Annotated in this window: 16 protein-coding genes; 8 read left to right on the forward strand and 8 right to left on the reverse strand. The window is 39.5% G+C overall.

The annotated features are described in order from the left end of the window. The first annotated feature begins 123 nt into the window (after positions 1-123). Positions 124-1,743 carry an ArnT family glycosyltransferase gene (locus AC504W_RS10690; protein ID WP_494877708.1) on the forward strand — a complete coding sequence of 540 codons (1,620 nt, stop codon included), beginning with the start codon at positions 124-126 and terminating at the stop codon, positions 1,741-1,743. A 203-nt stretch (positions 1,744-1,946) separates the two neighbouring features. Here the strand turns inward: AC504W_RS10690 and AC504W_RS10695 are convergent, their stop codons facing one another. Next, entirely contained in the window at positions 1,947-2,348 is a 402-nt protein-coding gene (locus AC504W_RS10695) for a fasciclin domain-containing protein (RefSeq protein ID WP_103124259.1), read from the reverse strand. A gap of 699 nt (positions 2,349-3,047) precedes the next feature. Here AC504W_RS10695 and apcA point away from each other — a divergent pair. Then, positions 3,048-3,533, forward strand: coding sequence for an allophycocyanin subunit alpha (apcA, locus tag AC504W_RS10700; protein WP_494877709.1), 486 nt, complete (start codon positions 3,048-3,050; stop codon positions 3,531-3,533). Between the two features lie 431 nt (positions 3,534-3,964). Here the strand turns inward: apcA and AC504W_RS10705 are convergent, their stop codons facing one another. Then, complete coding sequence (locus AC504W_RS10705) at positions 3,965-4,345, reverse strand: hypothetical protein (protein WP_494877710.1); 381 nt, start codon at positions 4,343-4,345, stop codon at positions 3,965-3,967. A gap of 645 nt (positions 4,346-4,990) precedes the next feature. On the opposite strand from AC504W_RS10705, the gene AC504W_RS10710 reads away from it, so the two are divergent. Continuing rightward, positions 4,991-6,889, forward strand: coding sequence for a chloride channel protein (locus AC504W_RS10710; RefSeq protein WP_494879615.1), 1,899 nt, complete (start codon positions 4,991-4,993; stop codon positions 6,887-6,889). An 88-nt stretch (positions 6,890-6,977) separates the two neighbouring features. Here AC504W_RS10710 and AC504W_RS10715 read toward each other — a convergent pair whose 3' ends face one another. After that, positions 6,978-7,391 (reverse strand): AbrB family transcriptional regulator, encoded by a 414-nt coding sequence (locus AC504W_RS10715; RefSeq protein WP_096575919.1) that lies wholly within the window; start codon positions 7,389-7,391, stop codon positions 6,978-6,980. A 657-nt stretch (positions 7,392-8,048) separates the two neighbouring features. Here AC504W_RS10715 and AC504W_RS10720 point away from each other — a divergent pair. The 3 genes from AC504W_RS10720 to pyrR all read left to right on the forward strand — a co-directional run bounded on the left by AC504W_RS10720 (position 8,049) and on the right by pyrR (position 10,137). Next, positions 8,049-8,492 carry an Rrf2 family transcriptional regulator gene (locus AC504W_RS10720; protein ID WP_015113665.1) on the forward strand — a complete coding sequence of 148 codons (444 nt, stop codon included), beginning with the start codon at positions 8,049-8,051 and terminating at the stop codon, positions 8,490-8,492. A 67-nt stretch (positions 8,493-8,559) separates the two neighbouring features. Further along, positions 8,560-9,519: an adenosylcobinamide-phosphate synthase CbiB gene (gene cbiB, locus AC504W_RS10725; protein ID WP_494877712.1), complete on the forward strand. Its 960-nt coding sequence runs from the start codon at positions 8,560-8,562 to the stop codon at positions 9,517-9,519. An 81-nt stretch (positions 9,520-9,600) separates the two neighbouring features. Beyond that, positions 9,601-10,137, forward strand: coding sequence for a bifunctional pyr operon transcriptional regulator/uracil phosphoribosyltransferase PyrR (gene pyrR / locus AC504W_RS10730; RefSeq protein WP_103124256.1), 537 nt, complete (start codon positions 9,601-9,603; stop codon positions 10,135-10,137). A gap of 46 nt (positions 10,138-10,183) precedes the next feature. Here pyrR and AC504W_RS10735 read toward each other — a convergent pair whose 3' ends face one another. The 4 genes from AC504W_RS10735 to AC504W_RS10750 all read right to left on the reverse strand — a co-directional run bounded on the left by AC504W_RS10735 (position 10,184) and on the right by AC504W_RS10750 (position 18,104). Then, positions 10,184-12,076, reverse strand: coding sequence for a hybrid sensor histidine kinase/response regulator (locus AC504W_RS10735; RefSeq protein WP_494877713.1), 1,893 nt, complete (start codon positions 12,074-12,076; stop codon positions 10,184-10,186). Beyond that, positions 12,042-12,539, reverse strand: coding sequence for a response regulator (locus AC504W_RS10740; RefSeq protein ID WP_494877714.1), 498 nt, complete (start codon positions 12,537-12,539; stop codon positions 12,042-12,044). Before AC504W_RS10740 ends, AC504W_RS10735 begins: the two co-directional genes overlap by 35 nt. Before the next feature lie 219 nt (positions 12,540-12,758). Continuing rightward, positions 12,759-15,239, reverse strand: a complete 2,481-nt coding sequence (locus AC504W_RS10745) for a PAS domain-containing protein (RefSeq protein ID WP_494877715.1) — start codon at positions 15,237-15,239, stop codon at positions 12,759-12,761. A 57-nt stretch (positions 15,240-15,296) separates the two neighbouring features. Further along, entirely contained in the window at positions 15,297-18,104 is a 2,808-nt protein-coding gene (locus AC504W_RS10750) for a hybrid sensor histidine kinase/response regulator (RefSeq protein WP_494877716.1), read from the reverse strand. Positions 18,105-18,546: 442 nt separating this feature from the next. On the opposite strand from AC504W_RS10750, the gene AC504W_RS10755 reads away from it, so the two are divergent. Together AC504W_RS10755 and AC504W_RS10760 are read left to right on the forward strand one after the other, a co-directional pair. Continuing rightward, positions 18,547-19,032, forward strand: coding sequence for a molybdenum cofactor biosynthesis protein MoaE (locus tag AC504W_RS10755; protein ID WP_494877717.1), 486 nt, complete (start codon positions 18,547-18,549; stop codon positions 19,030-19,032). Continuing rightward, positions 19,007-19,141, forward strand: coding sequence for a hypothetical protein (locus AC504W_RS10760; RefSeq protein WP_494877718.1), 135 nt, complete (start codon positions 19,007-19,009; stop codon positions 19,139-19,141). Before AC504W_RS10755 ends, AC504W_RS10760 begins: the two co-directional genes overlap by 26 nt. 28 nt (positions 19,142-19,169) lie before the next feature. Here the strand turns inward: AC504W_RS10760 and AC504W_RS10765 are convergent, their stop codons facing one another. Beyond that, entirely contained in the window at positions 19,170-22,967 is a 3,798-nt protein-coding gene (locus AC504W_RS10765) for a tetratricopeptide repeat protein (RefSeq protein ID WP_494877719.1), read from the reverse strand. Positions 22,968-22,985: the final 18 nt, after the last annotated feature.

The following is a 22,985-nucleotide window of genomic DNA, read 5'->3' on the forward strand; positions in this document are numbered from 1 at the left end:
AAATTGAGTTAACCTGGGAATCTAGTAATTGTCAAGACAAATGTTGTAATAGGGTGCAACATTTAGAGATGCACTTTGCTCTCTATGCAGTCAAACTAGCAAGTAAAATGATGATCGTAGAATATGCAACAAGGAAGCTTTATTTGGGGTCATCGAGAAAAGCAGCATCGTGCGCTGGAAAAATGGATTGATCGAGCCTGGATATTGGTATTGCTGGTGGCGGCGGTGCTACTGTTTAGCATCAATTTGGGAGGCTTACCACTGCGAGATTGGGATGAAGGGACTGTCGCCCAAGTTTCCCGCGAAATTTGGAGTGCGCCCGCAGGTTCCATGCGTTGGCTTTATCCCACTTTAGGTGGCGAACCTTACTATAACAAGCCACCGCTGACCCATTGGTTAATTGCTGGGGTGTACTCTGTTGTTGGTGTAAATGAGTGGACAACACGTTTACCCAGCGCAATGTTAACAGCACTGTCTATACCTTTGCTTTACTGCATTGGTCGAGAAATATTTCGCCAACGTTGGGCGGCTATTTATAGTGCTTTAATTTATTTGACAATGCTGCCTGTGGTGCGTTATGGCAGATTAGCAATGATAGATGGGGTGGTAGCCTGTTTTTTGCTAGTGATGATGCTGTGCGTATTGCGATCGCGGCGTGATTTGCGTTATTGCTTGGGAGTAGGTGTAAGTTTCGGCTTGATTTGCCTAACTCAAGGTTTTTTAGGCATTTTTCTCGGTGCGATCGCCGTGATATTTTTGTTTTGGGATACCCCCAGATTGCTTACCAGTTATTATTTCTGGACAGGTATCTGCATCGGTATTTTGCCTGCTGTGGGTTGGTATGTTGCCCAACTCTGGCATTATGGTTATGCTTTTGTAGAAGTTGGCTTACAGAATCAATCTCGCAACCAAGTTGAGACATTTGTCATCAAAAGTTACCAAGCACCTTGGTATTACATTCTTGAGCTTTTGAAGTGGACATGGCCTTGGTTACTGTTTTTACCACAAACTGTGGGTTACATCTGGGAAAATCGTAACCTGAGTTGGGCTAAATTAATTCAGGTATGGTGTGGAGTTTACTTGTTAAGTATTTCCCTCATAGATGCCAAACTACCTTGGTATATCTTCCCCATTTACCCTGGTTTAGCTTTGGCTTTTGGGGCGCTGTTAGCCGAGACAGAAAACTTACCTTTACTATCATCTTATCCCCGTAGTTGGGTAGGTGGTTTATCTGTTCTTGCTGTGATTGCTTCTGCTAGTAGTATGTATTTCAGTTGGGGTATACCGCCAAAAACTGATTTGCAACTCATTTTTGCCGCAGTTGGTATAACTATGATTTTGGCAGCAATTTTAGCAGAACGCGGCGACAACCAATTTTTGAAGATTTTATTTTGGGGAAGTTATATTTCACTATTTTTATTAGTGAAATCTAATTATTGGGCTTGGGAATTATCCGAAGCTTATCCAGTCAAACCTGTAGCGACGATGATATCCCGTGTTAATCCCGCCGTGAAAAAGATTTATACGTCTTTTCCCCAGCATCGTTCTTCCTTAGATTTTTATAGCGATCGCACTATTATTCCTGCTAAGGTGGACGAACTACAATATTATTGGCACTACGACAGTAAACCATACTTTTTACTCAATGCAGATGCTCTTCGCAACCTCCAGCTAGAATCAATGAAGATTATTGATCAAGCTGAAGGTTGGAAACTCGTTACAAAAGAAACGCCTCGTTTATAAAAAGAGCAAAAATTACTTTTGAGGATAGATAAATTTTCATTCTCTGCTGCTTCATAATCCCTAATATTCAATTCCTTACCCTCACTAAAAATGTAATGATGTAGAAAATTTTTGCCTAAAATACATCTAAAATTATGTGGAGCAATGACCATAAATAAATAGTCACTGCCCCACATATTCATCATTACTATCTAAGCATTTACTTAGGCAGGAATCAATACAGTATCAATAATGTGAATCACACCATTATCAGCAGCAACATCTGCTGTGGCAACAGTTGCATCATTTACTTTGACACCATGAGAAGCATCAATTTTCACATCAGAACCTTCAATTGTGGTAGCTGACTTTAGCTTAACCACTTCACCCGAAAGCACCTTGCCGGAAACGACATGGTAAGTCAGAATTTTCGTAAGTTTTGGAATGTCTTGAAGTAATTTATCTACTGTGCCTTCTGGTAGTTTAGCAAATGCTTCATCAGTAGGTGCAAAAACAGTAAATGGGCCAGCACCTTTGAGAGTATCTACCAGATTAGCAGCTTTGATTGCAGCAACTAGGGTATTGAAAGAACCAGCCTTAACGGCAGTATCAATTATGTCAGCCAAGGTTTTTACCTAGTTTGTGGAATCTATTCATTACTATAGCCTACTTTCTCAAAAATAGTATTTCTTGCTACAGATTTATCTCATAAATTAAATTGAAAGCTGCATGATTACTGGATGTATTTTATACAGAAAAATCTAATTTTATTTTTTACTTTTCTCCTTAATTAATGCCAAAAAATCTAATCTGTAAAAAAAGTAAAATATAACTGCTATACTAAACAGGTAAGGTTAAAAATAACCTACATATATTAGTAATAACAAGTAAAAATCACATTACGAGGATTACAACCAAGTTTTGAGACCAGAGAAGTCATAAAAAGTTGGAGTCTTTGAGAAATTCAAAATAATTACAGCTAATTTTCAGGCATCAGTTTTTGAGATTGAAAACTGACAAACCGAAATTTCAGCAACCAACATCTATCTAGGTAATGCCAATCAATATTGAGTAAATTTAAAAGCAGCGAACATAAGCTTTGTTAAGAGGTTGTTTGAAAAGTCCTTGGTGATATATCAGTTACTCTAAATATTTGGTAATTGCTTGGACGGACTTTCATCAGCACCAAATAATTACTTTTTTGCTGACAACTCTCAGCTTATAAGTTTTGATGCAAAATAAATAAAACTTTTAACTAGTAGCTATTTCTAGGCTGACTAGTAATTGTAACGAACATAATTTCATTTTTTAAGGAGTCGTTAATAATGAGCCTGATCGTCAAATCAATTCTTAATGCAGATGCGGACGCTCGCTATCTTAACCCCGGAGAACTAGAGCCGATTAAAAGCTTTGTCAAGAGTGGTGAACGCCGTCTGCGGTTGGTTCAAAGTTTAACGGAAAATCGCGATCGCATAGTTAAGCAAGCGGGAAATCAGCTGTTTCAAAAGCGTCCAGATATTGTTTCACCTGGTGGGAATGCTTACGGTCAGGAAATGACTGCTACTTGCTTGCGTGATATGGATTATTACTTGCGTTTGATCACTTACAGTATCGTCGCTGGTGATAGCACACCTATCCAAGAGATTGGGGTGATAGGCGCTCGTGAAATGTATCGGTCTCTGGGTACTCCAATTGAAGGGGTGGTGGAAGGTATTCGCGGAATGAAGAATGCCACTATCTCAATGATGTCATCAGAAGATTCTCAAGAAGTCAGTGGTTACTTTGACTACCTCATCGCTAGTCTTCAGTAGTTAATGGTTTCAACTGTTACTTGAGCTAACACTCCATAGGAAATTAATTATGTCAAAAGAAAAAAAAGGTAATAGAGAAGTCAAAAAACAAAAAAAAGATCCTCAGAAAAAAAAGGAGAAAAAAGACCCGAATAGATATGATGGGTGAAGTCAATAACTATATACAAATCATATTTGATTTTTGAACGAGAGTAGTAGGCGATGCCTAGGTTGCTAAGCAATGGCTCCCTAAAAAGCTAACGTCCGTAACTTGCGGAAAAACGGAACTTATACCCCTACATAGATTTTTGAAAATTGATAAACATAGATACCCGACTGCTCAAAACAGTCGGGTATCGTGTTGTTCATGAATGATTTCGGACTAGACTATGAGCAAAAATGTTGCCGTCACTCTATCAAATTTTCTTGTACCCAGTACCTAATCAACATTCTTAATCCAGATTCCTTTCTTGGAGTTTTTCGTTTTTCGGTAGCACTGACTCATCATGGTTTGTGTGTTGCTGAGTCATGGCGATCGCACTTAATAAAACTGCACCGCCAAGTGCTAGGGCAACTAAAGGGCGTTTAAGCGGTAAAAAATCCCGAATAATTCTGGCAAAAGGACTGCTTTGGCGGCGTAATGCCGAAGCCAGAATCATTTGCTTAAAAGTAAACGGATCACGGACATAATGACCGCTACGACAGACTACTAATCTTTCCTGGCAATACGGACAGGTAAACAAACCTATGTAAGTCTTGATTGGTTTGGGTCTAGCATTTCTTTGGCAAATTGGGCAAGTAACATAATGATTATCAAAGATGGGTGTATTCATTTACCTTGTCCGCCTAGTCCATCTACTCGCTCTATAAAAATAGTTATATTGAATTTCTGAGTAATGCTTAGTAGGCTTGCTAGTTGGGGATGACAATCTTAGCCTAGCAATTTTGGATTTTGGATGTTGGGGTTTTAGATTGACTCTAACCATGAGAGTACAGGGCTAGAGGATTTTAAATTTTGGATTTTTGATTCGTTCTGCCCACTAGGGATGAAGTGTGAACCAAAAAAATCTAAAATCAGCAATCTAAAATCTAAAATTGGCATAGTCAATCATCCGTCCAGTGTTCTACCAGGAATAACTCAAGGGTCGCAACACGAGTATAGCTAGATTTAAGTGAAGATGACTGCTGTTGGTTGCTCCCATATAGTACATCTACTCAATTTATCGATACTGTATTTTATCTATAAAAAATTCCGAAACTCCTAATTTGTACCATACCAGCGATCGCCGACCGTTAAATATTAATTTTCTTTCATATACTTGTTCTCACAGAAAATTTTCACCCAACAAATTTTTTTAATCAAAGCTTTATAAATCCAGTAAATCTAACTCACTTGTCTGGTTGATCAAGAATGGCTCACAATGAGAAGTAACAGATAAATGATTTAAGTTTTTTTCTTACATTTACCCCAACGTTCAATGACTCTCTTGCCTCCCACCAACTTAAGGAAGGTAATGGAACAACCTGCATTTCCTAAACCTTCTAACCGCTTAACACATCTAATTAACCGTTTTCAACCCACACCGGAAACAGTAGTGCTGTTTTTAGCCATACTGATTGGTGGTGGTACTGGCATGGGTGTAGTGACGTTTCACTATTTAATTGAGCTAATTCACCATCTGATGCTAGAAGATCTGATGAGTGTGATTGGTGCTTGGGGAGGCTGGACTTTAGCCTGTGTTCCCATTATGGGCGGATTAATTGTCGGATTAATGCGCTGGCGCACTCAAGATTTTGGCCCTAGTTTGTCATCTTTAATTGCAGCCTCCCAAGGAACAGCAATCAAGCGACCTTTACGGCCTGTCACCAAGATGATTGCTGCATCTGTTTCTTTGGGAAGTGGCGCTTCTTTGGGATCGGAGGGGCCGAGTGTGGAAATTGGTGCTAATTTCGGGATGTTGTTGTCGCTCATTCTCCAAGTCTCTCAAGAGCGCCAACGATTACTTTTAAGCGCTGGTGCAGCTGCCGGATTAGCTGCTGGATTTAATGCACCGATCGCTGGGGTATTTTTTGCTTTAGAAGTAGTTATGGGGGCAACATCTTTTGCCACTTCAGCGGTGAGTGTAGTCCTACTAGCCGCCGTTGTGGCTGCATTAATTGCCCAAATTGGTTTGGGATCGCAACCAGCCTTTGCCTTACCTGTATACCAAGTCCGTAGCCCGCTAGAATTGCCTTTGTATCTCGGCTTAGGTTTGGGAGCCAGTCTGATTTCTCTGAGTTATACAGAATTAATTCGGTTAGCCAAAGCTTGCTTTGCTGGCTCGGTTCCTGGCTTTGGGTTTTTCAAAAGTATTCCCAAGTCAATTCATCCAATTATTGGTGGTGTAATTTTAGGGCTAGTAGCTTTGCAATTTCCGCAGATTTTAGGCATCGGTTATGGTACTGTCCAAGCCATGCTTCAGGATGTGGAGTTTTCCCTCAATCTATTGCTGTCCTTGCTGGTAGTCAAGTTATTCATGACTGCTATTAGTGCGGGGAGTGGTTTTGTGGGCGGTTTATTTGCCCCAGCCATGTTTTTGGGTGCCTCTTTTGGCTCGGCTTATGCCAAAATTTTGTGTCTCATCGCTCCGGGAATTGACGCATATATGGCTGCACCACCAGCCTATGCAATGGTGGGGATGGCTGCTGTACTGGCGGCTAGTGTGCGAGCGCCATTAACGGCGATTTTAATGCTGTTTGAACTAACTCGTGATTACCGCATTGTTTTACCTTTAATGGCAGCGGTGGGTTTAAGTGTGTGGTTAATTGATCAAATTAAACCAAATATTAACTCTAACTCGAAACTTCAACAATTTGGTTTGGCTGATTTGAAAGATGAGCAAGCAGAAATTGTGCAGGAAATTTTGGTAGAAGATGCTGTGCTTTCCTGCCCCAAAAAATTGCCTGCAACTTTAGGATTGTTAGAAGCTGCGATGGAAATGACCCGCGATCGCTCACGCAGTGCTTTAGTAATTAATGAAGCCGAGCAATTAGTCGGGATTATTTCTTTAGAAGATATTAATCGCTCTCTTGCCCGCTGGAAAAATTACCAAAATTCTGCAACAGAAATTTTGAGTGAATTATCCAATCAAACTATCATGGATATCTGCACCACTGAAATTCTTTATGCTTGGCGGGATGAACCTTTATCTGAAGCTTTAGATCGCATGGCTTTACGTGGTTTGCATCAGTTACCAGTGGTAGCTAGAGACAACCATGAACGAATTTTAGGTTTATTAGAAAAAGAGCAAATTGCCTTAACATGCAATTTGGCCTTCACCCGCAAAACACTCCAGCAATATTTTTTTAGTCAAAAGTCAACGGTCAATGGTCAATAGTTATTGGTCAATGGTCAATAGTTATTGGTCATTATTTCGACTGCAACTTTTGACTCTTGACTCTTGACTCTTGACTTTAGACTATTTACTATGCTGAGGCTTCTATTTCCTCAATACCTTCTTTGTCTTCTGGATCTACTTGACGCAGGCGAATATGCTTCTTCCCTAAAGTGATCAGAAACTCATCACCTGGTTTGAGATTCATCTGTTTTGTATAAGCTGAACCAATCAGTAAGTTACCGTTGGATTGTACGCTAATACGATAGCTGGCACTGCGTCCACCACGTCCATTGGCATTGGGCGCACTGTCTAACTGAATGCCTTCAGCATCAATGAGGGCATTTAAAAATTTCATCATATTGACGCGCTCTATACCATTTTTGGTCACGGTATAGTAGCCGCACTGCTTGGCTTTTTCTTCTTTGCTAAGGTTCTCTAGCTCTTTGACTTTTTTGAGCAGTTCTTCCCCGACCAGAGGTTCAATTTTTTTCTGTTTAGGCATCAACTTAGATGGAAAATGAATGGTTGAAGTAGTTGAATCGATTTTATTTTAGCTGAGGTTGAGTTGATAGAAACAAAATCCTTTAGTTTTTATATCAACCAAGCCAAGTATATTACAATCCTAGCCAGAATTGTTGCACAATTATCAATAATGTCAAGACAATCTATAGTTTAGATATCGACAATGCTGATCACTATATATAGTGAATGAAAAACTGCTAAACTATACTTGTTTAAGTTTTTTAAACTAACGCATAAAAGTTTATCTACTCAGTCAGCTTGCTTCTGGGAACATAAAATGATAGGCAACCCTGATCTTTAAGTCATTAGTCAATAGCCAAACAATTTTGGATTTGAGATTTGCAATTTTAGATTGACTGTATCTACAAGTGTATGTAACTTGAGTATTTAAAATTGACATTCTTAAACTTGTTAAGTCCCCTGGCGACGGGTCTTGTACCGAAGATGCAATCCCAAATCCCAAATCTCAAATCTCAAATTAGCTCGATGAATATGGGGATTAAGAACTACGGATTTTTGACTCTCTACTTCGAGAATATACAGTTTCGACTACGGACTGGAGATGCAAAAATCTAGGTTTTGGACTATTGATTGATTAACTATAGACTTTTGACTATGGACTCTTGACTAAAAAATAATGAAACTAACTACCAAAGGACATTACAGTGTCAAGGCATTGCTAGATTTAAGCTTACAGCCAGATTACGGGCCTGTATCTGTCAGAGCGATCGCTCAACGCCAAGATATTCCTGCACCTTACTTAGAAAAATTGCTCATCGAAATGCGTCGTTCGGGGTTAGTTAAATCAATGCGTGGTAGCATTGGCGGCTATCAACTAGCAAGAGAACCAAGAGAAATCTCCATTGGACAAATATTAGAAGCCGTCGGTGAAACCATTACCCATATTCCTGACCGTCATCCAACACCAATCCAGGCTGAAGATTGGGTAACATACACTCTCTGGCAAAGACTCAATCAAAAACTTAAAGAAGCTTTATACAGTATTACACTGGCAGATCTCTATTATGATGCCCGCAGTTGGCAAGCATCGTTAGGAGAAGAAGCGAGTTTTGTGGTTTAGTCAATGATCAAACTCACCAATCAACCCTTATCCAATCCAAAATCTAAAATCCAAAATCCAAAATTGTATGACATTAATCATCGCCGCAATTTTAGATTTCTTAATAGGTGATCCTTGGGGTTGGCCTCATCCAGTACAAGTGATGGGATGGATCATTTCTCGCCTCACAAAATTTTGGTTGCGGATATGTCAAAATTCCATAACACAAAGAATTGCCGGAATTTGGCTGGGAATAATTTTAATCATTGGTAGTGGCTGTATAGGTTGGTTAACAGTTCAAATTGCCGGATGGTTACATCCAATATTGGCAATAGTTATAGAAAGTATTATCCTCGCCAGCTGTTTTGCGTTACGAAGTTTGCGAACAGCCGCAACCGATGTTTTACAACCCTTAATTGCCGGCAATTTATCAGCGGCGCGTCAGGCTTTAAGTAATTATGTTGGTCGAGATACCCAAAACTTATCAGAAGCAGAAATTTTGCGTGCTGTGTTAGAAACTGTCACCGAAAATGCTACCGATGGAGTGATGGCTCCGCTTTTTTATGCCATTGTTGGTGCTTGTATACCAAATTTAGGTGCAGTTCCTCTCGCTTTGGCATATAAAGCCAGCAGCACTTTAGATTCAATGGTGGGTTATAAGGAAGCACCATACACTTATTTAGGTTGGTTTTGTGCGCGGTTAGAAGATTATTTAACTTGGCTACCTTGTCGCTTAACTGTAATTACCTTGGCATTGTTATCTGGTAAACCATTGTTTGTGTGGCGGATATGTCGCAGAGATGCCATTTTAGACCCCAGTCCCAACTCTGGTTGGAGTGAGTGTGCTTATGCAGCGATTTTGGGTGTGCAGATGGGAGGGATAAATTGGTATCGGGGTGTAGCTAAAGAAAAACCATTGCTAGGAGATGCTATTTACCCCATTACACCGACAACAATTGATCAGGCATTGCAATTAACTCGCTATAGTTTTTTATTGTGGCTAGGAATAGCGATTGCTATATTATTCTGTCTCCCAAACAGGTCATGATAGAAATAATAAGTCAATGGTCAATAGTCTATAGTTCAAGTTGACCTTTGACTATTGACTATTGACCTTTGACCATACCTTATGTGTGCAAAAGTAGTTGAAATTCTCTCATCAGAAGACTTGCGGCGTACCTTAACCCGCCTAGCCTCGCAAATTGTCGAACGGACGCGTGATTTATCGCAACTGGTACTTATGGGTATTTATACTAGAGGAGTACCTATAGCAGAATCATTGGCACGTCAAATTGAGATACTAGAAGGTGTCACCGTGCCTGTAGGAGCCTTAGATATTACTTTTTATCGAGATGACCTTGATAAAATTGGCTTGCGGACTCCTGCCAAAACCGATATCCCTTTTGACCTAACCGGAAAAACCGTTGTCTTAGTTGATGATGTAATTTTCAAAGGGAGAACAATTCGCGCAGCTTTAAACGCTGTGACTGAGTATGGTAGACCAGAAATCATTCGTTTAGCTGTGTTGGTAGACCGGGGTCATCGAGAATTGCCAATTCAAGCAGACTTTGTTGGTAAGCAATTACCCACAGCTAAAGAAGAAGTGGTCAAAGTTTATTTACAAGATTTGGATGGACGAGATGCAGTGGAGTTAATTGGAGATTAATCAACGAACAAATGACTATTGACTATTGACTATTGACTATTGACTCTTAGTTATGATTTTTAATCAAGCTAATTGCTTCTAACAACTGATTAGCTGTGTAAGGTTTAGACAAAAAAGCTTTAATCCCAATATCATAAGCGGCATTCACCTTATCACTAGAAGCCAGCCCACTGACGGCAATAATTTTGACATCTGGGTTAATTTTTTGCAATGTGCGGATAGTAGTAAGACCATCCATAGATGGCATGACCATATCTGTTAATACTAGAGAAATTTCATCTCGATGTTCGGCGTACAAAGCAATAGCCTCAATACCGTCGCTGGCTGTGATGGCTTTGTAGTTGTAGCTTTCGAGAGATGTTTTGGTAATATCCCGAATAGCAGGTTCATCATCGACAATCAAAATTAGTTCTCCGTTACCGCTAGGAAATACAGGTTCTAGTTCTTCCAGGGTTTCTGTAACTTGCTGTGCGGGTAAATATATTTTAAATTGACTACCTTGCCCTTCTTCACTGTAGACACTGATAAAACCAGCGTGGTTTTTCACAATTCCCAGGACTGTAGAAAGTCCTAGTCCCGTACCTTTCCCAAGTTCTTTAGTCGTAAAAAATGGCTCAAAGATGCGATCTAATATTTCTGTAGAAATACCCAGACCTGTGTCAATCACAGAAATAACAATATAAGGGCCAACTTTAGCATCAATGTGCATATTGGCATAATTTTCATCAACCAGAAGATTTTCAGCAGTAATTTTCAACATTCCCCCATTAGGCATGGCATCACGGGCATTAACGCACAAATTCATCAGCACTTGATGTAGTTGAGTTGCATCACCAGATATCACCCAGAGGTTTTGCGGTAGTCGAGTTGTAATTTCTATGGTTTTGGGAAAGGTTTCTTTGACAATTTGCTGAATTTCGAGAATTAAGTGCTTGAACTGCAAAAGTGTGCGTTCTCCCTCAATACCGCGAGTAAAAGACAGTACTTGTTTGACTAAATTTGCCCCACGTTTGGCGTTAGCCGTTAATATTGGTATTAGTCTACGAGAACGCTCATCTTGTAACTGTGATTCTAAAAGTTGGGCGGTCATTAAAATTGGCGCTAAAACATTATTGAGGTCATGGGCGATACCACTGGCTAGTGTGCCAATACTTTCTAATCTTTGCGCCCTCAGAAATTGTGCTTCTAGTTGTTGTTTTTGAGTAATATCAGTATTTACTACCAAAATTGCTTGGGGTTGATGTGCAAAATCGCGCACTAATGTCCAACGACTTTCGACAATAATTTTTTTATTGGATCTTGTTATTTGGTGTAATTCTCCTTGCCAAGAGCCGTTTTTCATCAATAACCGTAATGCTTCTTGCAAACGAGCTAAGTTTTTTTCTTGCCATAGTGATGGTGTCTTTTTACCAATTACTTGGTCTTTGCGCCACTCATATAAAGTTTCGGCGGCTTTGTTCCAAAATAAAATTTGGTCATCTAAATCGCGGACAAAAATTGCATCGGTAGCGACATCTAGTAATGCGGCTTGTTCGCGGATTTTTTGTTCTGTTTGTTTACGTTCGATGGCGTAACGAAGGGAACGCTCTAATAAAGGTGCTGTTAATTGGCTTTTTTCTAAATAATCGGCTGCGCCGGCTTTCATGGCTTCGATGTCAATTTCTCTATCACCTTGACCTGTGAGCAAAATTATTGGTGCAGTACAGCCATTGACAACGGCTTCACGTAAAAGTTCCAGTCCATTGTGGATGCCTAAACGATAGTCTACAAGATATATATCATGTTGATTTGCAGCGATCACCTGCTTTGCATCTGCATAATTATCCACCCATGACAACTCACAGTCATCTGCTTGAAATTCACCGAACCAATCACGAGTCAAAATATAATCATCTTCGTCATCATCAATTAGCAGAACTCTGATTGGGTTTTTGTTCATTTTTTCCTCCAGCTACTGCTAGTGGTAATTCCACAGTTTCAAACCAGTATTTCCCTAATGTTTTCATAAGTTCGACTAAGGCAGAAAATGTCATCGGTTTGACTATGTAAGAATTAGCACCCAAGCTGTAAGTGTGATCAATATTTTCTTCTGCCGTGGATGTCGTGAGGACAATAATAGGAATCGGTCGGAGTTCGGGGTCAGTTTTGATTTCTTTAAGTACCTCAATACCATTTTTTTTGGGCATATTTAAGTCTAGTAAAATTAAGCCTGGGCGTGGTGCCAGACTGGTATCAACGTATTGACCACGATGACAGAGATAATCCATCAATTCTTCACCATTACTCACTGCATGTAAATCAATTGGCAATTTACTGACGATAATCGCCTCACGGATTAACATACTGTCATCATCATCATCATCAGCCATTAAGATAGTCACGGTTGCTTGCCGACCCTTCACTCTGTAATTTCTCCTTCTACAATCTAGTTATTAGTATGAATTAAAGTTGGGAAAAAAACTCATATTCGCAATTTTGAATTTAGTTGGGGATATACGGCAGAATTCAGCAGTAAAATAGCCTTTATGTCTAGCTTTCAAGAGTTTAATTTTGTGGCTTTTTTTGTCATTTGCTGGCAATTAAAGGTTGTATTTGTTCAATAAACCTTATTTTGAGTAGTTTTAGTAATCCCTCTCTAGGAATAAAAATTCTCTAGGGGAATTCATCGGCAAAGTTACAAAAAATTTTGTCCCTTGTCCTGGTTTACTTTCAGCAGTGATTTTGCCAAAATGCCGTTCGACAATTTTGCGGCAGATAGTTAAACCAATGCCTGTACCTTCGTATTCTCGACGACCATGTAACCTTTGAAAAATCTGAAAGATGCGATCGCTGTATTTTTGTTCAAATCCAATCCCATTATCTTCAATGATAATTTGACAAAGTTCCCAGCCCACAACTTGCTCTGATTGATTATGGAAATATTGACTATAGATTTTGACAATGGGTGGCATTTGTGGACGATGAAATTTTAAGGCGTTGCCAATCAGATTTTGCATTAATTGGCGCATTTGTAGAGGATCAGCAGGAATTGTAGGTAAATCTCTAACTTCTATGGTTGCGCCTGTTTGCTGGATTAACACTTCTAAATCAGACAATACCTCTTGAGTAATTTGCGCTAAATTCACAGATATAGAAGGTTGCGCTCTGGTTGTCACCCGTGAGAGTGTTAATAAATCTTCGATTAAAGTCTGCATTCTCACAACGGCATTCTGCATTCGCTCTAGATAATCGGATGCAGGTGCGGGTAAAGCGTCGCCAAAGATACTAATCAGCCGTTCACTAAAGGTTTTAATTTTCCGTAGTGGTTCTTGTAAATCGTGAGAGGCGATAAAGGCAAATTGTTGCAGTTCTTCGTTAGAACGGATCAGTTCTTGGCGTTGACGAGTTTCTGTTTCTAAAATTTGGCTTTGGGCTAATGCAATACCGATTTGATCTGCGAGTTGTTGTAAAAGTTCAATTTCCCAGTTGTTCCACTGACGGGGATGGACGCACTGATGGACTACCAGCAAGCCCCAGATCTGATTTTGCAGAAAAATTGGCACAGAGAGCTGGGCTTTGATCCCCCATTGTTGCAGTAATTGGAGATAAGCTATTGAGATGTTAGCTTGCTCCTGGTCGACGTTACTAATAACCTTAATCGTTCCCTGAGCATATTTTGCCAGACACATTGGATCAAAAGTTGTCTGGTTAATTATTTTCAGGTCTGCTGCTGTTGCTAAACCAGAAACTACAGATTCCTTCAGGATGATAACTTTACCATTTGAGCGCAGTTGTAAAATTAACACGCGGTCTGTATGGAGTAATTTTTGTACCTCCGTGACGCTGGTTTGCAAAATTTCGTCAATTTGTAGAGACTGACGAATTTTTAAGGTGATATCAGCAAATAATTGCGATCGCAAGTTTTGCCATTGTAGTTGCGCCTGTACCCGCTTGCGTTCTGTGATGTCCATCATTGCACCAATCATCCGTACAGGGCTGCCTGTCTGGTCATAGATGATATAAGCCCGATCTAAAATGTCGGCATAGGAATTGTCATAACAACGAAAGCGGTATTCATTCGACCAGAATTGTTGACCGCGATTCATCGCATCCCACATATCACTCTCGATTCTGTGTTGATCTTCTGGATGTATGCGTTCGTACCACCAGCTTAAATCAGCATTCAATTGAGACAATGAATAACCAAACAGTGTTTGTACACCTTGATTCCACCAAACTTGATTAGTGAGCAAATTCCAATCCCAGATCACATCGTTAGTTGCACGGCTAATAATTTGAAATCGCTCTTCACTTTGCCGCAGTTCGGCTTCTGCCTGTTTACGCTTAGTAATATCTATAACTATCCCAGACATTCGCACTGCTGCCCCAGCCGCATTCCGAAAAACTACACCTTTGCTAACTAACCAGCGAATACTCAAGTCAGGTAAAACAATGCGAAATTCCACATCATACTCTGTGTCTGTTTGCACAGCTTGCATGATCGAGATATTGACAAAATTACGGTCTTGGGGGTGAATACAGTTCAAAAAAGTTTCATACCGATCATCAAGACTACCCGGCTTTAAGCCAAATAGCATTTCTTTGTTATCTGACCAAGTAACTTGATTGGTGCTGATATCCCAGTCCCAAGTACCCAAACGGGCGGCTTCTAAGGCAATTTTAATTTGGGCTTCTCGAAGTTGCGCCTGTTGGTTTTGCTGCCGTAATTGCTTGATGGCGCGAGATGCTGCCAAAAGATGGCGGATTCTGTGGGATAGTACTACCCATTGAATAGGTTTAGTAATGTAGTCGATCGCACCTACAGCAAAAGCTCGCTCTACAGCGGCTGGCTCATAAGCAGCTGTAATCATTAATATCGGTGTGTCTTGAATATTTGGGAATGTTTGCAACTGAGAGCAACAAGTAAATCCATCCATGACTGGCATAATAGCATCTAATAGCACCATATCTGGATGTAAATCTGTGTAGGTACTAATAGCTTCGTAACCATTACTAGCTTCTACGACTCGATATCCTGCATGTTCCATAAGTTGACGCAAGTGAATTCGCGTTATATCGTCGTCATCGACAATCAGAATCAGCGCCGAATCTTGATTAGTCATGGTGATTAGTCATTGATCATCAATTTTTTGCTCTCTCCTTTAGTGTTTACTGATTTATCACTGTGAATGCAGAATTTTATGCAGAACTGCCAGTAACTCTGGGGTACTGTAGGGTTTAGGTAAAAAGACGATTTGACCAGTCGGAACTTGCTCACTGGTAGCTAGTCCACTGACGGCTATGATCGGAATTTGAGGATTAATTGTGGTTAATTGGTGAATGGTTGTGGCTCCATCCATGTTAGGCATCATCATATCGATAATTGCCGCACAAATTTTATTTTGATGCTGAGTATAAACTGCGATCGCTTCCATACCGTCACTCGCGCAAATTGTTTGGTAGTTATAGTTGGCTAAGGCGGAGGCGGTAATTGACTGAATTGCAGTCTCGTCATCCACAACTAAAATCAATTCTCCTTGACCTTTGGGTATTTCTGCTTCTGCCCATATCTCAGTTACATCTGTATGCACTGCTGGTAAGTAAACTTTAAAGGTTGTGCCTTGACCCATACAACTTGACACAGTAATAAAACCACCATGTCCTTTAATAATACCCATGACTGTTGATAAACCTAGCCCTGTACCTTTACCAAATTCTTTTGTGGTAAAAAATGGTTCAAATATTCTATCTAATAAAGTACTATTAATGCCAATTCCACTATCACTCACTGTTAAGACAATGTATGCACCAACTTGAGCATCAAGATGTATTTGTACATAATCTGCATCAAGCCAAATATTCTCGGCGGAAATAAGCAAATTTCCCCCGGTGGGCATAGCATCACGCGCATTAACACATAAATTCAGCAAAACTTGATGTAGCTGGGTGCTATCGCCACAAACTGTTGATAAATCTGGTTGAATTTCTGCAATAAATTCTATGGATTTGGGAAATGTTTGTTGAATAATTTGCTGGATATCCATGATCAAGTGCTTAACTTGAATGATGGTGCGATCGCCTTCGGTTCCTCGCACAAAAGAAAGCACTTGTTTAACTAAATTTGCCCCACGTTTGACATTAGTTTCAATAATTGATAATATCTGCGGCTGATTTTGCTCTGTGTTTTTATTTTTTAATAGTTGCACAGCCATTAAAATTGGCGATAAAACATTATTTAAATCGTGAGCAATCCCACTAGCAAGAGTACCAATGCTGTCCATACGTTGGGTACGTAAAAATTGATTTTCTAATTGTTTTCGCTGGGTAATGTCAGTGTCTACGACTAAAATTGATTTTGCTTGATTATGTTCATCGCGTACCAATGTCCAGCGACTTTCAACAATTAATTGTTTTCCAGAACGGTTATTTTTTTGCAATTCTCCTTGCCAATGCCCATGTTCTAAAACTAGATTACGAATTTCTAAATATTGTGGTAAACCGTTATGATTTAATAATTGATTGGCATTTTTACCCAATGCTTCTGCTGTTGTCCACCCGTAAAGATTGGCGGCACTTTGGTTCCAAAGTAAAATTTTATCTGATAAATCTCGTAAAATAATGGCATCTGTTGCCACATCTAATAATGCAGCTTGTTCCCGAAATTTTTGTTCTGTTTGTTTCTGAACTGTGATATCTTCAAAAATATATAAACGGACGCAATATTGATGATTTTGCTGGCAAATTTGTGTTGATAATCGCCGGATAGTTCGCCCATCAGTCAAGGCTATTTCATCTTCAGCAACACAACAGTTATCTGTTTGTTGTAATACTTGGCAAGAATTCATAAATTGCGGCAGATCTACAATTGATTTGCAGACTTCAGCAAGAATATCTTGGTGGAACAATTGTTGATGTTCCATCAGTTCTTTGAGGTGGACAATGCCCCAAATTTCACAGAAGCGATCATTAAAATATAAGATGTTATCGGTATATTTATCGACAACATAAAATGCCAGTGGCGAGACACTATTCATGGAGTGTAACAGTGTTTCTTTCCAGCGTAATTGGGTTTCTGCTTGCTGGCGATCGCTAATGTCCTCTACTATATATGCAAATTGCGATCGCCCAGAGGAACTGCCAGCAATTACAGAGATAGTGGCTGACAAACATTTTCTTGCTTGCGGAGTATCGTAAACATCTTCAAACCTCACAGGTAATTGGGTTTGTTCCGCTTGGTCAAAGTAATGTCGCCACCGTTGCAAATAAGAATGTGCTACGCCAATTTTCTGTTCGCAGCGATTTTGCATTATCTTGGGGGTAAGTCCAAAAAACTGCGCTGCACTCAAATTATCAGAAACATGAAAGATATCATTTTCGCCTAATTCCACAATACCCATCATCATCGGCGCACTATCAAAGAAACTGTGCAGGGTAGATTGACTTTCTTGCAGTGCTACTTGTGCTTGCTGGTACTCAGTTTTTATCTGAGAAAGTTCCCCCAAATTGCGGCGAATATCTAATTGTCTAACTATCAAGCGACTAATAGCTTGTAGTGATTCTACCTGTTTGGGACTAATTTCTCGTGGTACGTTATCTATTACACACAAAGTCCCAATGACTTCTCCTCCTGGCGCAAATAAAGGCACACCAGCGTAAAATCTCACATAAGGTGGTGATGTGACAACTACTTCTTGAGCAAAATTTTCATCTAATAGAGTGTCAGGAATCACTACAACATCTTTTTTCTCTAGACAAAAGCGACAAAAGCCAATACCGACAGGTATTTGCTGAATATCTAACCCTACTTTAGCTTTGAACCACTGACGGTTAACATCAATAAAATTAATTAAGGCTATTGGTGTGTCACAAACCTGTGCTGCTAATGATACCAAATCATCAAATGCTTGTTCTGGGGGAGTATCTAGAATTTGATACTGCTGTAAAGCTTCTAACCTTGCTACTTCGTAGTTACATATTAAAGTTTCCATCAAATTTTACCCAAATTATTTATATAATTGCCGCTGGCATCATGATTCAATAGGTGAAAAAAGTTTCATTATGACCTTGGTGTCAAAAGATATTAATCAAGAAGAAAAATTGTCAAAGTATTGATGTTAAATTTTGTCGTGAATGCTCTCAAGTCCAAACAGAACTATAAGCAAAACTAAATAACAGACCAAGCAGGTCTTATCATTTTAATTATAGTAATACTCCTTAAGGAGGATGACAAAACAAATTTGATTTTAAAGTAAATTTACATCAATTATCTTGAATTTCAGTCAATGTTTTGAGGTTGTTTTGATAAATAAGAGCTACCAGATTGTTATGTCCCAAAATTTATCAATCTAGGGAAGAGGTAGCATTTTGCCCCAGAGCAATATACTTAAGTAGTAGCTATGCTTACTTATACGAATTATTATTAACTTCGCTATGACCAATACATTTACTGCACCAGTCAAGCCGAGAATCGAAGATAGTTTTGCGATTACCTTTGCCCCATTATCTTTAGAGGAAATTTATGCTAAGGCTGATGCGTCGGCTAATGGTGCTGTGGTGGTGATGAGTGGGATGGTACGCAATAATACTGATGGACAACCTGTGGTTGCTTTAGAATATCAAGCCTACGAACCAATGGCTATGCAGGTGTTTTATCAAATTGCTGCTGAGATTCGCACGTTTTGGCCTGAGATTAATCGAGTTGTAATTCATCACCGCATTGGACGGTTACAAGTTGGAGAAATCAGCGTTTTAGTTGCTATTGGTTGTCCCCATCGGGGTGAGGCGTTTGAAGCGTGTCGCTATGCTATTGATACCCTGAAACACAACGCACCAATATGGAAAAAAGAACACTGGCAAAATGGTTCTAGCAGTTGGGTGAGTATTGGTGCTTGTGAACAGTCAGGAGAAAATTGTTAAAATTGCTGAAGTGGTTGCCTATGCCCGTGTTTTATCTAGAGAACAGGCACAGAATTTGGTGGCGATCGCAGATAATATCTTGGTATTACTCTATCCTAAATTAACGTGAGTCTCCAACGGAGGCTCACGTTAATTTATTAGCTAAAAACTGCTCTAACTGTTAGTGGCTGTGTATTTCCTTGACAAATCCAGGCTCCCCAGTAAAAAGGATGCTGCAATGGTGTGTCTTCTTCTTGACAATCAATCTGGCTGTCTGCTGATACTTCCTTAGCTCTTAAAAGTTCTTTTAGTACCTCAATACCCAAAGCTGATTGCCGTAATTCTTTAACAGTAGTTTTACGCACATAATTCTGAGCTTGATGTAAGGCCTCGGCACGACCAATACCAGACTGTAAATTATCAAACAAACGTTCCATCAAGAAGGCTGTTACTCTATCTGGAACTGGCCATAGGCTCATCACCAGGGTTTGTGACCCAGCTACGGCAAAAGCACGACGCAAACCAAACACACCTTCGCCGATTTTAATGTCGCCTCTGGCGGTATCACAAGCAGACAGAACCGTCAGTTCATTGTTCCACAAATCTAAACCAGCGATATCTTGGGCAAAAACAAAGCCTTTGCCTGCATTTGGGGGGAGAGTTCCACCGCATAGCCATGTGTTAGCACCAGCTAACGCTAGTCCAGAACGCATCATCGGGTTTTCTACTTTGGTAGTTCGCAGACGTTCTATACTCAAAAAAGTACGCTGGCGATCGCTTGGTTTTATTTCAGAGTTACTCAAAAATAAGCCGTGAGTAGCAATCAGCATGATACTAGGACACTCACTATTAATTAGGCGGGTTTCTAATGCTTCTGCACCTAAGTATAATTTTGCATATAGAAGTTTTTTTGCCACACTTTCACCCAAAAATCTTGTTCCCACAGCGCGGCGTAAGCTTTTTTCTGGGAGAGTATTAACTAATTCTGGGATGGTTTGTTGAATTGTATTTTCCCTATCGGAAGCTAAATTTGTGGTTGACTCTGCTGTTAAATCAAAATCAGGATCGGCAACGATGAGTGGTGCAGATATGGAACGTGTCGGTGGCTGAACTTTGCTGCAAAGAATTTCTCTGCCAACGCTGAGATAACTGATGGTACATTCATCCATTAACAGTCGTTTACCAGTGTTATCGACAGGCAAAATCTGAAACGGCACTAAGTTTAAGTTGCCATCGGGTGCAATAATTAGATGTCTGCAATTTTTTACGCAATCACGAATAGGTGCAAAAAGCAGTTGACTCAGTTGAATAGCGGCTGTGGAATCGTAAGATTGAATATGTAGCTTTGGTTTATTGGGGGTTTTTCTCAAAGCTAATGTTGGCTGGTGATAGTCAGAGGCTTGCAGGCGAAATACCTGAATTAGACTATCAATAGTGTCAGCTGCTCCTAAGTCAATCATTTGGACGGTATCTGGTTGTCCGGCTTTTAAAATAAATGCTAGATATCGAGCCGGATACCATTGAGTTTCTCCATTTGCCGCAATAGCCTGAAAATCAAATACATCAAAGCGGACAAATTCGACCAAAATAGAATCAAGCGGTAAGGCTGCGGCTATAGTTTGACTGTCAAAAGTTTCCTCAGATAAACCAATTTCTGGTACTTGCGATGCTAGTTGTTTTTGCAAGTAATTGTACTGTGCTTGCAGTTGAGTAATATTTTCTCGATAGATTTTGAACTGGTTGATGGTTTTTTCTGCTGTGACGGTGACATCGGGTTGAGGGACAGAGAAAGTTAAATATATGAGTCGCGTATTTAAATCACTTAACTGACGAAATTTTTCTTGAAGTTGGGAATAACGACCACTATAGAGTGCTTGGTTTTGAGCAGCAAGAGCCGACGCTGTGAGTCCTTTGCGTTTGAAGACAAAATCTAGTGCTGCAAGTTTGGCGTTATCTGAGTTTGATAGGTGTTTATAGACTAAGGAGAGAAATAAATCAAAGTTATTTCTGATTTTGTCGAGAAAGGAGAGGCGATCGCTTTCGGAACTAAACGCAAATATGTTACTAATAATCTTGTCTTCTATTTTGCTGGCTTGAATACGATAATCTAAAGCTTCATTTGGGCGGTTAATTGCAGTTAAGACAGTAGCCAGATTATTCATACTAAACGCCACATCAGGATGCTCATCCCCCAACAAGCGTTTTCGCATCGCCAAAGTTTCGATATATTTCTGTTCTGCTTCAGCAAAGCGTCCCAGTGAAAAATAGAGTTCTCCTAGATTATTAATACTGATAGAAACTTTTGGGTGTTCTTCTCCTAACAATGACTTTCGCAGTCTTAATGTTTCTAGATGGAGTTGTTCTGCTTCTTGATAACGCCCTTGAAATTCATAAATAACGGCTAAGTTATTCATCGTAGTGGCTACTTGCGGGTGTTCATTACCGAAGGCAGTTTTAACAATTGCTAGAGCTTCTAAAAATAATGACTCTGCTTTATAATATTGAGTTAGATCATCATATAATACTGCTAAATTATTCAGAACAACTGCAACAAATGGATGTTGTTCTCCTAACAGACGTTTTGCCATATTTAAACACTCTAAATGCAGTTGTTCAGATTCTGCATATCTTCCTTGAATGCGATAAATTACGGCTATCTGATTGAAAGTATGAGCAATTTCCGGATGTTCTAATCCTAGAATATTTCTTTGAATTTCTAAAGCTCTCAAATATTTCTGTTCCGCTTCTGCATAACGTCCTTGTTCTTCATAAAGTGCAGCTAGATTAATTAAATTATCGGCAATAACTGGATGTTCTTTCCCTAAAAATTTTTCCAGCATAGGTAAGACTGCCAAATATTGCTGCTCTGCTTCTAAATAGCGCCCTTGATATGTATAAACTACTGCGATATTCCTTAAACTCTCAGCCATATCAGGGTGTTCAGAAGTGAACAACTGCTTCCTCATCTCATGAGCTTCTAAATAAATTTGTTCTGCTGCTAAATAGCGTCCTTGGATGACATACACATCAGCTAAGTTACTTAAACTCGCTGCTACATCAGGATGTTGATTTCCTAGCAGACGTTTCCGCATTGCTAAAGCTTCGAGATATTTTTGTTCAGACTCTCGGTAACGTCCTTGTTCTTTATAGTTGCTGGCAAGATTATTTAAGATAGTTGCTATGTATGGATGTTCATTTGGGAGGATTTTTTTCAATTGAGTGAGAATTTTCTGAAACATTGCTTCAGCTTCTAAATAACGCCCTTGAGAGTCATATAATGCAGCTAAATTATTCAGGCTAACAGCAATTTCTGGATGTGATGCACCAAATAAGCTTTGTTTCATCGCCAAAACTTTTAGGTGCATTTGTTCTGCATCTGCATAGCGGCCTTGTGATGTATAAATGTTGGCTAAATTATTTAATGTTTGGACAATGTCAGGATGTGATTCACCAAACAAGCGTTTTCGCATTGCTAAAACTTCTAAATGTACTTGTTCGGCTTGGTAATATTTTCCTTGTTCTCGATATATTTCTGCCAGATTATTTAAATTAGTCGCAATTTGAAAATGCTCTTCACCAAAGATATCTTGCCACAATTCCAATGCTTCTAAAAATAGTTTTTCTGCTTCTACATAATTGCCTTGTGCATGGTATAAAGCTGCGAGATTATTTAAAGATTGAGCAACATCAGGATGTTCTAAACCTAGAATATTTTTCCTGAGAGTTAAGGTTTGCAAGTATAGGGGTTGGGCTAATAAGTAGTATCCTTGCATCCGATATAGTTCGGCGAGGTTATTTAAGCTATCACAATATGCAGGATGTTCTATTAGCTGTTGATTTTTGCCAATATTTACAGCTTGTTGGGCAAGAGTTATCGCTTGTTCTAAGTTTCCTTTTCCAGCTAGTTCTACAACTTGTAAGTTAAGTTGATTTAATTTTTTTAAAAGTTTTCTCATCTGCTAGTTCCAGATGTT

The organism is Nostoc sp. C96 (assembly GCF_059384975.1).